At 71.6% G+C, this 14,401-nt stretch carries 14 protein-coding genes; 9 read left to right on the forward strand and 5 right to left on the reverse strand.

All coding sequences use genetic code 11. The annotated features are described in order from the left end of the window. The first annotated feature begins 80 nt into the window (after nt 1–80). The 6 genes from OG917_RS18620 to OG917_RS18645 all read left to right on the forward strand — a co-directional run bounded on the left by OG917_RS18620 (nt 81) and on the right by OG917_RS18645 (nt 5,259). Nucleotides 81–902 (forward strand): tryptophan 2,3-dioxygenase family protein, encoded by an 822-nt coding sequence (locus tag OG917_RS18620; protein ID WP_443059088.1) that lies wholly within the window; start codon nt 81–83, stop codon nt 900–902. After that, nucleotides 895–1,044 (forward strand): hypothetical protein, encoded by a 150-nt coding sequence (locus OG917_RS18625; protein WP_328318738.1) that lies wholly within the window; start codon nt 895–897, stop codon nt 1,042–1,044. Before OG917_RS18620 ends, OG917_RS18625 begins: the two co-directional genes overlap by 8 nt. Beyond that, on the forward strand, nt 1,041–2,234 hold the full coding sequence (kynU, locus tag OG917_RS18630; RefSeq protein WP_443058980.1) for a kynureninase: 1,194 nt from the start codon (nt 1,041–1,043) through the stop codon (nt 2,232–2,234). Before OG917_RS18625 ends, kynU begins: the two co-directional genes overlap by 4 nt. A gap of 55 nt (nt 2,235–2,289) precedes the next feature. Further along, nucleotides 2,290–3,141: an alpha/beta hydrolase family protein gene (locus OG917_RS18635; RefSeq protein WP_328318739.1), complete on the forward strand. Its 852-nt coding sequence runs from the start codon at nt 2,290–2,292 to the stop codon at nt 3,139–3,141. A gap of 142 nt (nt 3,142–3,283) precedes the next feature. After that, nucleotides 3,284–4,594, forward strand: a complete 1,311-nt coding sequence (locus OG917_RS18640; RefSeq protein ID WP_443058981.1) for a sensor histidine kinase — start codon at nt 3,284–3,286, stop codon at nt 4,592–4,594. Next, on the forward strand, nt 4,591–5,259 hold the full coding sequence (locus tag OG917_RS18645; protein WP_328318740.1) for a response regulator transcription factor: 669 nt from the start codon (nt 4,591–4,593) through the stop codon (nt 5,257–5,259). The genes OG917_RS18640 and OG917_RS18645 overlap by 4 nt, the downstream gene beginning before the upstream one ends. Before the next feature lie 21 nt (nt 5,260–5,280). Here OG917_RS18645 and OG917_RS18650 read toward each other — a convergent pair whose 3' ends face one another. Together OG917_RS18650 and OG917_RS18655 are read right to left on the reverse strand one after the other, a co-directional pair. Next, the gene (locus OG917_RS18650; protein WP_328318741.1) at nt 5,281–6,924 is read right to left on the reverse strand and encodes an ABC transporter permease; all 1,644 of its coding nucleotides are present in this window, start codon (nt 6,922–6,924) and stop codon (nt 5,281–5,283) included. After that, nucleotides 6,921–7,877 carry an ABC transporter ATP-binding protein gene (locus OG917_RS18655; RefSeq protein ID WP_328318742.1) on the reverse strand — a complete coding sequence of 319 codons (957 nt, stop codon included), beginning with the start codon at nt 7,875–7,877 and terminating at the stop codon, nt 6,921–6,923. Before OG917_RS18655 ends, OG917_RS18650 begins: the two co-directional genes overlap by 4 nt. A gap of 101 nt (nt 7,878–7,978) precedes the next feature. Here OG917_RS18655 and OG917_RS18660 point away from each other — a divergent pair, with 101 nt between their 5' ends. Next, entirely contained in the window at nt 7,979–8,500 is a 522-nt protein-coding gene (locus OG917_RS18660) for a GbsR/MarR family transcriptional regulator (protein ID WP_328318743.1), read from the forward strand. Nucleotides 8,501–8,528: 28 nt separating this feature from the next. Here OG917_RS18660 and OG917_RS18665 read toward each other — a convergent pair whose 3' ends face one another. Next, nucleotides 8,529–9,380, reverse strand: coding sequence for a diacylglycerol kinase (locus tag OG917_RS18665; protein ID WP_328318744.1), 852 nt, complete (start codon nt 9,378–9,380; stop codon nt 8,529–8,531). A gap of 165 nt (nt 9,381–9,545) precedes the next feature. Between OG917_RS18665 and OG917_RS18670 the strand changes: the two genes are divergently transcribed. After that, nucleotides 9,546–10,829 carry an adenylosuccinate synthase gene (locus OG917_RS18670; protein ID WP_328318745.1) on the forward strand — a complete coding sequence of 428 codons (1,284 nt, stop codon included), beginning with the start codon at nt 9,546–9,548 and terminating at the stop codon, nt 10,827–10,829. 289 nt (nt 10,830–11,118) lie between these two features. Next, nucleotides 11,119–12,684 carry a hypothetical protein gene (locus OG917_RS18675; protein WP_328318746.1) on the forward strand — a complete coding sequence of 522 codons (1,566 nt, stop codon included), beginning with the start codon at nt 11,119–11,121 and terminating at the stop codon, nt 12,682–12,684. A 63-nt stretch (nt 12,685–12,747) separates the two neighbouring features. Here OG917_RS18675 and OG917_RS18680 read toward each other — a convergent pair whose 3' ends face one another. Continuing rightward, the gene (locus OG917_RS18680; RefSeq protein ID WP_328318747.1) at nt 12,748–13,929 is read right to left on the reverse strand and encodes a methyltransferase; all 1,182 of its coding nucleotides are present in this window, start codon (nt 13,927–13,929) and stop codon (nt 12,748–12,750) included. Between the two features lie 20 nt (nt 13,930–13,949). Next, the gene (locus tag OG917_RS18685; RefSeq protein WP_328318748.1) at nt 13,950–14,375 is read right to left on the reverse strand and encodes an SRPBCC family protein; all 426 of its coding nucleotides are present in this window, start codon (nt 14,373–14,375) and stop codon (nt 13,950–13,952) included. Nucleotides 14,376–14,401: the final 26 nt, after the last annotated feature.

Genomic DNA, 14,401 nt, shown 5'->3' on the forward strand with positions numbered 1-14,401 from the left:
GAAGGTGGGGACCGGGGCCCACCTGTCGACGGAAGGGGCGGACCGCTACCTGGAGCACCACCGAGGAGACAGCGATGTCTATGCCTTCGCACGACCCGGCCCCTCATCTGGACTTCGCGGGGACCACCCCGTACGAGGACTACGTCCAGGCCGATGTCCTCACCCACCTCCAGCATCTGCGCTCGGACGATCCGGGCGAGATGGTCTTCCTGGTGACCACACAGGTCATGGAGTTGTGGTTCACCGTGATCGTCCACGAGTGGGAGACCGCTGCGGCAGCGCTGCGCGGTGACGATCTGCCGGTCGCCCTCGCGGCCCTCAAGCGATCGACGTACGAGCTGCAGTCGCTCAACGACTCCTGGCGGCCACTGGCCCAGCTCACCCCCGCGCAGTTCAACGCCTACCGCGGCGCGCTCGGCGAGGGGTCGGGCTTCCAGTCCGCCATGTACCGCAGGCTCGAATTCATGCTCGGCGACAAGTCCGCTTCGATGCTGGTCCCGCACCGCGGAGCGCCGCGTGTCCACGCCGAGCTGGAGAAGGCGCTCCATGAGCCGAGCCTCTACGACGAGGCGCTGCGCTTCCTCGCCCGGAACGGTCAGCCGGTGCCTCCGTCCGTGCTCCAGCGGGACCTCGCGCAGAAGTACGAGCCGTCCCCGGAGGTCGAGGCGGTCTGGACCGCGGTCTACACGGGGGAGCAGGACTCCGCGCTGGTCCGGCTCGGCGAGGCGCTGACCGATGTCGGCGAGCTGGTGTGGCGCTGGCGCAACGACCACCTGGTCGCGACGCGCAGGGCGATGGGGTCGAAGACCGGCACGGGCGGCTCGGCCGGGGTCTCCTGGCTGGAGAAGCGCGCCGCGAAGAGCGTGTTCCCCGAGCTGTGGACGGCCCGCAGCCATGTCTGACCCGGTCACCCCGGTGCCCGCGGTACTGCCGGACGCCCCGGCAGCCGCCACCGCTCCGGACGTCCCGCCGCTCCTGGAGACTCCGCCCCTCGCGCAGGCTCCGTCCGCCCCGCAGCCCCCGAAGACGAGGACCAGCCGATGAAACCCGCACCGGTGCACTCCCGGACCGACGACCTGTCCGCTCTGGCCCGCAAGGCCGCCGAGCTCGACGCCGCCGACGAACTGGCGCCGCTCCGGGAGCTGTTCACCGTCGCCCCCGGCACCGTCTATCTCGACGGCAACTCCCTCGGCGCCCTGCCCCGGCACGTTCCCGCGCGGATGCAGCAGGTCATCGCCCATGAGTGGGGCGCGATGGGGATTCGCTCCTGGGACGAGTCCGGCTGGTGGACAGCGCCGGAACGGATCGGTGACAGGATCGCGCCGCTCATCGGCGCGGCCCCCGGCACCGTGGTCGTCGGCGACTCGACAAGCGTCAATGTCTTCAAGGCACTTGTGGCCGCTGTCCGGCTGGCGGGGGACGACCGCGACGAGATCCTCGTCGACGCCGCCACGTTCCCGACGGACGGCTACATCGCTGAGTCGGCGGCCCGGATGACCGGCCGGCGGATCGTCCCGTACCGGACCGGTGATCCGGTGGGCCCGCGTACCGCCGCCGTCCTGGTCAACCATGTCGACTTCTGCACCGGAGAGCTGTACGACCTGCCCTCCGTGACCGCCGCCGTGCACGCGGCGGGCGCCACGGTGGTCTGGGACCTCTGCCACAGCGCGGGCGCACTGCCCGTAGGGCTCGAAGCGCACGGGGTCGACTTCGCCGTCGGCTGCACCTACAAGTACCTGAACGGCGGGCCGGGTTCGCCCGCGTTCCTGTACGTGCGCCCGGATCTCCAGCCGTCCTTCGACTCCCCGCTGCCGGGCTGGAACTCGCACCAGGACCCGTTCGGCATGACACCCGGATACACCCCGGCGGACGGGGCACCGCGCGGCCGGGTCGGCACCCCCGACATCCTCTCGATGCTCGCGCTGGAGTCGGCGCTCGACGTCTGGAACGGGGTGACGATCGAGGCGGTCCGGGCCAAGTCACTCGTCCTGACGGACTTCTTCCTGGAGTGCGTGAGCCTTGAAGCGGTGACTCCGGCCGCCCCCGAACAGCGAGGCAGCCAGGTATCGCTGAGGTGCGAGAACGCCGGGGCGGTCATGAAGGAACTGATCGCCCGCGGTGTCGTCGGGGACTTCCGGCCACCGGACATCCTCCGTTTCGGGTTCACCCCGCTCTACGTCAGTTTCGGCGATGCGCTGCGTGCCGCGCGCGTTCTGGGGGAGGTGCTGGCCTGATAGCGTCCCCGCTGGTCAGGGCAATTCTGCCCGCACAGAGAGAGGTTGGAGCCGTATGTCGGACGACGCAGAGGCCGATTCGGTCCTCGCGCATCCCGCCGTCGCCCCCGATGCGACCGCTGCGTACGGCGACCACCCCGACCAGATCGTGGACTTCTACACCCCGCACGGCGGCGAGGGGCCGGCCCCGCTCGTCGTCGTGCTGCACGGTGGTTCCTGGCGGCAGCAGTACGACCGGGAGCACGTCTCCCCGTTCGCCGGCTTCCTGGCCCGCCGTGGGTTCGCCGTCGCCAGTGTCGAATACCGGCGCGGCGGTGCGGCGCCGGGGAGCGCCGGGCGGTGGCCCGACACCCTGGATGACGTCGCGGCGGCCCTGGACGCGCTGCCCCGGCTCGTACCGGCCTGTCTGCCCCGCGCCGACCTGCGGCGGACGGTCCTCACCGGTCATTCGGCCGGCGGCCACCTCGCGCTGTGGGCGGCCGCCCGGCACGTCCTGCCGCCCGAGGCGCCGTGGCACCGGTCCACACCGCCCTTCCGGGGTGTGGTCGCGCTGGCCCCGATCGCGCACCTCGCCCTCGCCCGGGAACTGGGCGTGTGCGGGGGCGCGGTGGGCCAGTTCCTGCCGGCCGCGGACGCCCCCGCGGCGGCCGGGGCCGCCGCTGTACGCGAGCAGTGGGCGGACCCGTCGGCCCTGCTCCCCACCGGCATCGCGACCACGGTCGTGCAGGGCCGGGACGACGCCACCGTTCCGCCCGAGCTCTCCGACGCGTACGCGGACGCGGCGGCCAAGGAAGGGGAGTTGGTCGGGGTGACGCTGCTCGACGGAGTCGGACACTTCGCGCTGATCGACCCGGCTGCCGACGCCTGCGCGGTGGCCGTCGCGGAGATCGAGCAACTGGCCTGGTGAGAAAGGCTGTGAGGACGGCTGTCATGAAGGCCGTGAGGACCACTGTGCGGGCGGCCCCCTCCCGGTAGTACCTGAGGGGGACCCCGCAGGATCCGTATCAGTGCGGACGACCCCGCTCACGCCGCCGCCTACCGTGGTGCCTGTGACCGACACAGAGACGCGGAGCCCCGAGATCCGGCTGACCATGGGTCTGCTGGCGGGGCTGCGCCAGGACCTCTTCCACGACGCCTTCGCCTACCGCCCGCTCCAGCCGATGCGTACGGACGGAGCCCTGACCCGGCGGCTGCCCGGCCGCATACGGGCCCGCGCCGGATGGACCCCGCACACGGTGGTGCTGGGCCTCGCGCTGATCACGCTGCTGCTGTCGGCCAACGGCACCGCCGACTTCTCCGGCCCCCTGTCCTTCCTGACCGGCCTGGTCTCGGCGGGAACGGTCGTGATGACGCTGATCAGGCCGGTCGGCGCGTTCTGGGCGTCGATGGTGGCCACCCCTGTGGTCGCCCTGCTCGGCTCCGACTACGGGTCGCTGCCCTGGACCGACAGCGCCTTCCTCGCGCATCTGGTGGTTCTGACGGTGGTCGCGGCCAGGACCAGGCCCAGGGCCGCCGCCTGGATGTGGACGGCCACCGCCCTGTACGGGTTCCTCGCAGGGGCGGTACGGGGCCCGGACGCCCTCAGCGGCTCCAACACCGCCGTGATGCTGTTCCTCGCCGCGGTCGCCCTCCTCGTCACCACGACGGTGCAGATCCGTCGCGAGGCGCGCCGCGAGGTCTCCGCCCAGCAGACCGTCACCGCCATCGAACGGGACCGGCGCACGCTCCTGGAGGAGCGCACCACCATCGCCCGTGAGCTGCACGACGTCGTCGCCCATCACATGTCGGTGGTCGCCATCCAGGCCGAGGCCGCGCCGTACCGGGTGACCGATCCGCCGCCGGAGCTGACCAGGTCGTTCGAGGTGATCAGGGAGAACGCGGTCGCCGCCCTGACCGAGCTGCGCCGGGTGCTCGGCGTCGTGCGGGCCGAGGACTACGAGGCTCCGGACGCCCCGCAGCCGACACTCGCCGAACTGGACGGGCTCCTGACCAATGTGCGGGAGGCGGGTCTGGGAGTGGAGAAGGCCGTGACCGGCTCGGTGCGTGAACTCCCGCAGGGCGTGGAGCTGTCCGCGTACCGCATCGTCCAGGAGGCGCTGAGCAACGCGCTGCGTCACGCGCCGGGGGCGCCGGCCCGGGTGGAGATCAGCTACGTGCTGGGCGGGCTGGGGCTGCGGGTGGTCAACGGGCCGCCGCGGGGACTCGTGAAACCTTCCCCGGGCGCCGGGCACGGCCTCACCGGGATGCGGGAGCGGGTCGCGATGCTGAACGGCGAGATCACCACGGGCACCACGGACGACGGCGGCTACGAGATCGCCGCCTTCATCCCGGTGCAGCGCCCCGCAGAGGAGCCCGCATGAGCGCCCCGGCCATCAGGGTCCTTGTCGTCGACGACCAGATGATGGTCCGCGAGGGATTCTCGGTCCTGCTCAACGCGATGCCGGACATCGAGGTCGTGGGCGAGGCGGTCAACGGTGTCGAGGCGGTGGCCCAGGTGGCCGCCCTGCGCCCGGACGTCGTCCTGATGGACATCCGGATGCCCGAACTGAACGGCATAGAGGCGACCCGCGCGATCGTCGCGGCGGACGAGTCGGCGAAGGTACTGGTCCTGACCACCTTCGACCTGGACGAGTACGTCTACCAGGCGCTGCGCGCCGGGGCTTCGGGCTTCCTGCTGAAGGACGCGTCCGCCCGCCAGCTGGCCGAGGGCGTACGCGTGGTGGCGTCAGGGGAGGCCCTGCTCGCTCCCACCATCACCAAGCGGCTGATCGTCGAGTTCTCCCGGCTGTCGGACGCGCCCAGGCAGCCCTCGCTCGCCAGGGTCGACGAGCTCACGGAGCGCGAGAGCGAGGTGCTCGTCCTGATCGCGCACGGCCTGTCGAACGCGGAGATCGCCTCCCGGCTGGTCGTCGCCGAGTCGACGATCAAGACGCATGTGAGCCGGATCCTGGTGAAGCTCGGCCTGCGCGACCGGACCCAGGCGGCGGTCTTCGCGTACGAGACGGGTCTGGTCAGGCCGGGGTAGCGACCAGCCGGACGCGGGGCCTCACCCGGTCAGGTCCCGGCGCCGCAGTGCCGCGAGCCCCGCTGCCACCAGCGCCCCCGTGAGCACCAGCAGGACCACCACCGGCGTCCAGGCCATCTCCGTGCCCGGCAGCTTCGCGAGGTGGCCGAAGGGCGACAGGCCGAGGACCGGCTGCGGGAGTTCCAGTGCCGGGCCGATCCAGCCCAGGGCCAGGGCGAGGCCCGCCACCGCCCAGGCCGCCGGAGCGGCCTTCGGGGCCGCTCCGTACAGCAGGACCGCGATGCCGCCGAAGACCCAGACCGCCGGGAGCTGGGCCAGGGCGGCGCCGACGACGGGGCCCGGTTCACGGCCGTACCCGAGGGCCAGGCCGACGCCGCCCGCCAGGACGACGGCCGCCGATCCCGTGAAGGCGACCGCGAGATGGCCGGCCGCCCACCGCAGCCGCCCGACAGCGCCCGCGAGCAGCGGTTCGGCACGACCGCCGGTCTCCTCGCTGTGCAGCCGCAGCACCGAAGCGACGATGTGCAGCGCGGCGACGGTGCCGAGCACTCCGGTCATCGCCGCGAGGAACGCCTCGGTGAGACCGGTGTGGCCGCCCATCCGCTGGAAGATCCGCCGGGCGTCCGCGCTGCCGCCGACCAGGTCCCCCGCGCCGTCCGTGATGCTGCCGAGTACCACCCCGGCGACCAGGAACCCGGCGATCCATCCGTACCCGCTGCCGCGCTGGAGCCGTACGGCGAGGGCGCCCGCGGTGGCCATCCGGCCCCGCGCAGGTCCGGGCCGGGCGGGCAGAAAGCTCATGCCGAGGTCCCGGCGCCCGGCCAGTGTGTACGCGAGCGCCGCCTGGACGCCGGCGGCCGCGGCCAGGAGCAGCAGCACCCACCAGCGCTCGGCCGCGAAGGGCCGTATGCTCTCGGCCCAGCCGATCGGGGACAGCCATGTCAGCCCGGACGTACCGGCGTCCGGCGTGGCGTCGCCCGCAGCCTTCACGACGTACGCGGCGCCGATCGCGGCCGCGCCGGCCCCCTTCGCCGCGCGGGCGCTCCCGGTGAGCTGGGCGATGACGGCCGCGGTGCACGCGAAGAGCATCCCTGCGCCCGTCACCGAGAGCGCGAGCGCCGCCGAACCGCCGCCGGGCGCGCCGGACGCGGTGAGTCCGGCCGTGATGACGCAGGCCAGCACGGCGTTGGCGGCGCCGGCCGCGAGCAGCGCCGCGGTGAGGGGGGCCCGGCGGCCGACCGCGGCCGACGAGAGCAGCTCCTGCCGCCCGGTCTCCTCCTCCTCGCGGGTGTGGCGTACGACGACGACCAGGCTCATCACGGCGGCCAGCACCGCGCCGAGGCCGCCCATGCGCCAGGCGGTGAGTCCGGCGACCGAGTCGTTGAACACGGGGCCGTAGAGCGCCCGCAGCGAACTGTTGCCGTTCATCGAGCGGGCCAGTGCGGTGCGTTCGGCGGCCGTGCCGTACAGCGCGGCGAAGGAGCGTGCGACAGAGGCGACCGAGCCGCCCAGCAGCACGACCCAGAGCGGCGTCATGAGCCGGTCGCGGCGCAGGGCGAGCCGCAGCAGGACGCCGGTGCCCGCCCAGGGGTGCGCGGCGCGCGCCCCGCCGTGCGGCTGCCCGGCGGTGGCGCGGCCGGGGCTGCCGGCCGTGGTGGCGGTCACCGGGGGGCCGCGGCGCTCTGGGCAGGGCCGGCCGCCGTTGTGCGGGGCCCGCCCGGCGGCCCGTCCGGGGCCGGTGTCGCGTAGTGGCGCAGGAAGAGTTCCTCCAGCGTCGGCGGCGTGCTGGTCAGCGACCGCACGCCCGCGGCGCTGAGCGACGCGAGCACCGCGTCCAGCCGGTCCGTCTCGACCCGGAGCTTCACCCGGGTGCCCTCGATGGCGAGCCCGTGCACGCCGGGCAGCCGGTCGAGACCGCCCGGCGCCGAGGCCAGGTCGGCCACGATGCTGGTGCTGGTCAGATGCCGGAGCTCGGCGAGGGAGCCGGTCTCCACCGTGCGCCCGCCGCGGATGATGCTCACCCGGTCGCAGAGCGCTTCGACCTCGCTCAGGATGTGGCTGGAGAGCAGCACCGTCCGGCCCCGGTCGCGCTGCTCCGTCACGCACTGCTGGAAGACCTCCTCCATCAGCGGGTCGAGCCCGGAGGTCGGCTCGTCGAGGATCAGCAGTTCCACGCCGGAGGCGAACGCGGCGACGAGGGCCACCTTCTGCCGGTTGCCCTTCGAGTACGTGCGGCCCTTCTTCGTCGGGTCCAGTTCGAACCGGTCGAGCAGTTCCGCCCGGCGCGCGGGGTCGAGGCCACCGCGCAGCCGCCCGTACAGGTCGATGACCTCGCCGCCGCTCAGGTTCGGCCAGAGGGTGACGTCACCCGGCACATAGGCGATGCGCCGGTGCAGCCCGACCGCGTCGCGCCACGGATCGCGCCCCAGCAGCTGTGCGGCCCCCGAGTCCGCGCGCAGCAGCCCGAGCAGGATCCGGACGGTCGTGGACTTGCCGGAGCCGTTGGGCCCTAGGAAGCCGTGGACCTCGCCGGTCTCGACGCTGAGGTCGAGACCATCCAGTGCGGGTGTCCGGCCGAACGACTTGTGCAGTCCGGCGGCCGTGATTGCCTTGGTCATGTTTCTGAAAGTACAGTGATTTCACAAAGTTGTGAAGTTAAGGAAACATATAAACTCGCGAGCATGGCAGGGACCGGGAACGCTGGGGAGAAGATCCAAGGATGACGACGGAAGACACCGGCCCGGAAAGCGGCGGCGCGGGCAGTGCACAGCCTGTGGACGGCGAGGCGGTCTCCCGCTTCGTCGAGCGCTTCGCCGCGCAGCTCGCCGACGCCGGGATGCAGCGGATGCCGGCCCGGATCTTCGCCGCGCTGCTCGCCTCCGAGTCCGGCGCGCTGACCTCGGCCGAGCTGGGTGCACAGCTCAAGGTCAGCCCCGCGGCGATCTCCGGGGCCGTCCGCTATCTCACGCAGGTCAACATGGTCACCCGCGAACGCGAGCCGGGGTCCCGCCGGGACCGCTTCCGGGTGCACAGCAACCAGTGGTACGAGGCGCTGACCAGCCGCGACATGGTCATCAAGCGCTGGGAGGACGCACTGCGCGAAGGCGTCGCGAACCTGGGCCCCGACTCCCCTCAGGGACAGCGGCTGGGGGAGACACTGGCCTTCTTCGAGTTCCTGCACGGGGAACTCGCGGCGCTGATGGAGCGCTGGGACGTGGAGCGCGAGAAGCGCTTCGGCTGAACCGCCGCACCGGGCCGGCCGGTCGCCGTCACGCCGCGACCGCGGGCAGTGTCAGCCCCCAGACCCCCGCCCGCAGCCGCCATGTCCGGGTCCGCACCGGGCCGGTCAGCAGGCCGTCCCTGTGGTACCGGAAATCCGCCCCGGAGACCGTCACCGCCAGCGCCTCCGCCGTCAGCCGGTCGCCGGACGGCAGCTCGATGGCCACCTCCGCCTTGCCCGCGCCGCCTCGCGAGGAGACCCTGACCCCCGCCACCGGCCGGTCCAGATCGGTCAGGAGCACACCGTCGGCCTCCACTCGCAGCCACTGCACCCGGGGCGCATCCGGGGCGGGCGCCGGGCCGACGAGGGTCCGTACGAGCGAGCGGCAGGCACCCCACACGGACGGCGGTCCTTCGCCGCCCGCGGCCCGCGCCCCGGGGTGTGCGACGCCCGCCCGGATCCGCAGATCCCCCAGGACCACCGCGTCGCTGTCGTCCACCAGCAGATCCAGCCAGCGCACCGCCCCGTCGAGCACCGACCGGGCAGCGGCCACCGCGTCCACCGGGACGCCCAGGGAGCGCGCCAGCTCCAGCGCGGGCGCGGGACCCACCGGCACCAGGGAGAGCGCGCCACGGGTCCTGTTCCGCTCCTGATGGAGCAGGGTCACCGCTCTGAGCAGCGCCCGGTCGTCACCGACCACCACCAGGCGCCGGTGGCCGCGTCTGGCGAGTGCCCGAGCGAACTCCTCCGGCCCCTCGGGGAGGCAGATTTTGGCATGTGCTCCGGCGCACAGCACGTCTTTCGCGATCCGTACGGACTCGCCGTCCGCACGGCGGGCGACCGGGTCGATGACCACCAGCAGCTGATGCTCGGTGTTCGCTGCGGGATCTGGAGCCGACACCTCGGTCCTTCCTCGGGTAGCATCCTTGTGCAAGAGCCCCTTGCGCTATTGCGCCAGGGGCTTCGTCTATTCCGGGGCAGCCGGTTCGACGGTTCGGGTATCGGCGTACGCCAGACGTACGCCCCCTGACCTTGGACATGCCCCGCCCGGAAGGGGTGTACGCCTGTGCCCGCACTTGTGCTGCTCGGTGCTCAGTGGGGTGACGAGGGCAAGGGAAAGGCCACCGACCTCCTCGGTGGATCCGTGGATTACGTGGTGCGCTACCAGGGCGGCAACAATGCCGGCCACACGGTCGTCGTAGGCGACCAGAAGTACGCGCTCCATCTCCTCCCTTCCGGAATCCTCACACCGGAGTGCACTCCGGTGATCGGTAACGGAGTCGTCGTCGACCCAGCGGTCCTGCTCTCCGAGCTGAGCGGACTGAACGACCGGGGCGTGGACACGTCCAAGCTGCTGGTCAGCGGTAACGCGCATCTGATCACGCCGTATCACACCACCGTCGACAAGGTGACGGAACGGTTCCTCGGCAAGCGGAAGATCGGCACCACCGGCCGCGGCATCGGTCCGGCCTACGCCGACAAGATCAACCGTGTCGGTATCCGCGTCCAGGACCTCTACGACGAGTCGATCCTGGAGCAGAAGGTCGAGGCCGCGCTCGACGGCAAGAACCAGATCCTCGCCAAGCTCTACAACCGGCGCGCGATCGAGGCCGGCCAGATCGTCGAGGAGCTGCTCGGCTACGGCGAGCAGATCCGTCCGTACGTCGCGGACACCGCGCTCATCCTGAACAAGGCGCTGGACGAGGACAAGGTCGTCCTCATGGAGGGCGGACAGGGCACGCTCCTGGACGTCGACCACGGCACGTATCCCTTCGTCACGTCGTCCAACCCGACCGCGGGCGGCGCCTGCACCGGTACCGGTGTCGGCCCGACGAAGATCACCCGGGTCATCGGCATCCTCAAGGCCTACACCACCCGGGTCGGCGCGGGGCCGTTCCCGACCGAGCTCTTCGACGAGGACGGCGACAAGCTGCGCTCGATCGGCCACGAGTACGGCGTCACGACCGGCCGCGACCGCCGCTGCGGCTGGTTCGACGCGGTCATCGCGCGCTATGCGACGCGGGTGAACGGGCTGACCGACTTCTTCCTCACCAAGCTCGACATCCTCACGGGCTGGGAGCAGATCCCGGTCTGTGTGGCGTACGAGATCGACGGCAAGCGCGTCGAGGAGCTGCCGTTCAGCCAGACGGACTTCCACCACGCGAAGCCCGTCTACGAGTACCTGCCTGGCTGGACCGAGGACATCACCAAGGCGAAGACCTTCTCCGACCTGCCGAAGAACGCGCAGGCCTATGTGAAGGCGCTGGAGGAGATGTCGGGCGCACAGATCTCGGCGATCGGTGTGGGCCCGGGCCGGACCGAGACGATCGAGATCAACTCGTTCATCTGAGAGGCCTGAGCCGAGAGGCCTGAGCGACATCGCAGGCGCACTGCGCGGCGGCCGACCTTTGTGACGGGTCGGCCGCCGTCGCGCGTCCGGCCGTGCGGAAATGCCGGCCGCGAGCGGCTCCGGCTCCGCGGGAAGGATGAGCTGCTCTCCCTCTCCCCATCGAAGCGACATGGAATCGACCACGACCTGTTTCGTGCGCTCCGTGAAGAATTCTCCCGCTGTGCCCCTTCTGTTGGCCTTGCCTGGCTAATCTCCACTCGCCCCGGTCCGGCGCAGGAGAGGCACGTTCATGAGCACCCCGGTCAACCGCACCTCACCCCGGCAGTCCGTGGCTGCCCTGACGCAGCGCCGGGACCGGGGCCGGGCCGGGACGACGCCGTCCGGGAGCCCGGCGGAACGCGCCCTCCTGCAGCTCCAGTCCCGCGCCGGAAACCGGGCCGCGACGGCGGCGGTGCAGCGCGCCAGGGGCACGGTGAAGGAAAAGGCACCGGGGAAGGGCAGCGCGTCCACCGGATCGAAGGGCTATCGCGACCGGATCGCCGCGGTCCTCGACAAGGTCAAGAAGAATCTCGAATTCATCGACACCTTCGTCAAGGGCGTCCAGGTCCCCGCCAACGCGGGCTTCTCCCAGCACGCTTCCGCCACGGTCGACGACGGCCTCAAACACGCCGCCGGCTCGTCGGGGGCCGCCGCCGCGTCGGAGAACCTCGTCACGGAGACCGCCGGCGCCCTGCTCAGTGGCATGGAGGCGGCCAAAGCCAAGAAGGACGCCGGGAAGTACGGGAGCGGGGCCGCCTTCCACGGAGCGGACAAGAAGTCCAACTCCAAAACGGCTGACGCGCTCGTCAGCGCAGCCGGCGCGGGAAACTACGCCCTCGGCATCGCCAAGGAGCTGACCAAGGCCCAGCAGGCGGCGCACGCCATGGCAGCGGCCGAGGCGAGCGGTATCGGCTCCAGCGCATTCGGCGCGGTGAAGGGCGCCCGTGCGGCAGGCCGCTTCGGCCTGACGGCCCGCAAATACCATGCCCTGAAAGGGCTCCCGAAGCCCGGCCGCACCGACGATGGGGCGCTGGCCCGGCTGGACCGGAGCCGGCAGGCAGCCGAATGGGCCGCGGCCGAGGCATACGTCGCGCTGGACGCCCACTGGGACCACGAGGGCGATGACCGGCTGGAGCGCGTCTCCGAGGCCATCGACGCGGCCTGGGCAGCGATGGGCGAAGCCCGTGACGCCGCCGGGGACGTCCGGCGCGCCGAAGACGTGAACACGATGAACACGGTGCACACCTACGCGCTCGGCAAGCAGCGCAACAAGATGGGCAAGCAGGCTTTCACCGCTGTGGGGGAGTCCACCAAGGCCGCGGGCGGCATCGTGACGGCGGTCGCCGCGACAGCGGGTGGCGCAGGACTGGCGAGCAACCCGGTCGGCTGGGGCCTCGCCGCGGGCGCGGCCGGTCTCGTCCTCGGCGTCACCGCCTACAAGGCAGGCCGCGCGGGCATGAAGCGCTACGAGGGGGCCCGGCACCCCGGACGCTGGTCGGCGGACGAGACTCCCGCGGAGCCCGCCTCCCGCGAGGACGCGCTGAAGGAGGCCCTGAAGTTCTGGAAGAAGGTGCAGAACGGTGAACGCCAGGCCATGGCGCGCAAACTGTACGGATTGGCCGCGGGCGCAGACATCAGGGGGAGCGGCGGGACAACGGCCGACATGCGGGAGTCGGCCAGAGCTCTTCTCATTGCTCTCAAAGCAGGCCCCGCCAACCACCGGCTGACCACGGACGAGTGGGCAGGCTCCCTCAACGACCCGGCGAAGAGCGCCGCCTGGATCAAGGAGATAGCAGAACAGCTGTCATCGGCCTGAGTTTCCGGCCGGGACAGCTGTTCCTCAGCGGCTGCCGGGCTGCTTCGGCGTGCGGTCCTCGCCCTACCGCTTCACGGCGCGCAGGATGACGAACTTCGGATCGCTCGTCACCACCCGGCAGTTGCCGAAGGTGCGCTTGAGCATGACGTGGTAGCTGAGGTGTCTGTTGCCGACGACCCACAGCTCGCCGCCCGTCCGCAGCGCCTCCCGGGCGCCGCGGAACATCCGCCGGGACGTCTGGTCGCTGGTCGCCTGGTGGGTGTGGAACGGCGGGTTGTTCAGTACGAGGTCGACCGAGCCGGCCTCGACGCCCGCGAAGGTGTCACCGATGCGGAACTCCGCCGGGGCGTCGGGCCCCAGGTTCTTCCGGAAGGTGGCCTCGGCCGAGGCCACCGCCTGGAACGACTCGTCGGTGAAGACCACTTCGGCCTGCGGGTTCGCCAGGGCCACTGCGGTGCCGACCACGCCGTTGCCGCAGCCCAGGTCGACCACCCGCTCCGGGCCGTCGTGCTGCGGCAGGTGCGGCAGGAAGAATCGGGTCCCGATGTCGAGACGTTCGGCGCAGAAGACCCCCGCGTGGTTGACCACCGTCCGCCCCGCGGCGGTGCCGATGCCTGCGGGCAGCTCGTAACTCCTCGGCCAGGGGCTGGGGCCCGGGGAGAGCGACGGGTCCGGGGTGCAGAAGATCAGCCGGGCCTTCCGCACCGCGAGGGACGTCTTCGTGGGGCCGATGATCTGCTCGAAGAGTTTCAGGGTCGAGGTGTGGATCTCCTTGACCATGCCGGCGCCGATGACGACCGTCCCGGCGTGCACGGCGGGTGCGAGCCGGTGCAGCTCGTCCTCCAGGAGCGCGAGGCTCTTCGGGACCCGGACGATGAGCAGGTCGATCCGTTCCGGCGGTGCGTCCTGGGTGGAGAGCAGCCGTACGGAGCCGGGGGCGATCCCGTTCCGCTCCAGATTGGCCCGGGTCGCCTCCTGCCCGAGGAAGGAGTCGGTGATCTGGACGACCTCACCGGCCCCACCGGTCCCGGCGCCGCCGTCCGCTCCGGCCAGTGCGGTGGTCAGCGCGCCCCACCGGTCGCCGGTCACGACGGTGGTTCCCGTGGGGAGGCCGGTGCCGGTCTCCTCTTCCAGGTGGCGCAGCAGATATTCGTCAGCGGCGTCCCAGGCGCGCAGCTGGTCGCGAGGGTCCTCGGGGAACCGGGTGAGGGCAAGCGAGCCTGATGACGTCGGCAAATGGTTCATTGCCGACCAGGCTAGCGGCCTCAGGAGGCGGCCGTCTTCTCGGCCAGTTTCTGGAATTCGCCCAGGTCGTAGTTGGCGAGGACGGAATCGAGGTTGGTAAGGGCGCCCAGGTGCTCGATGAAGCCCTTGGGGTCGTACTCGATCTGGACCGCCACCCGGCTCGTGGTGTCGGTGAGGCGGTGGAAGGTGACCACACCGGCGTGGTGGACCCCCTCGGTGGTCCGCCAGGCGATCCGGTCCTCCGGCACGACCTCGGTGAGTTCGGCGACGAAGTTCTTGTCGGCGCCGGGCAGCGAGAGCTGCCAGGCGAAACGTGTGGCGTCGATCGGCTCGACGAGCCGTACGTGGCTCAGGAAGGCGGGCCAGCGGGTGACATCGCTCCACAGCGCCCAGCTCACGGCGACCGGGGCGTCGATGTCCACCGTTTCGATCAGCGATGACGACATACGTGCCTCTCCTCTTGCGGGGGTTG

The sequence above is a fragment of the Streptomyces sp. NBC_00388 genome (genome assembly GCF_036061255.1).
In the GTDB taxonomy this organism is placed as follows: Bacteria; Actinomycetota; Actinomycetes; order Streptomycetales; family Streptomycetaceae; genus Streptomyces.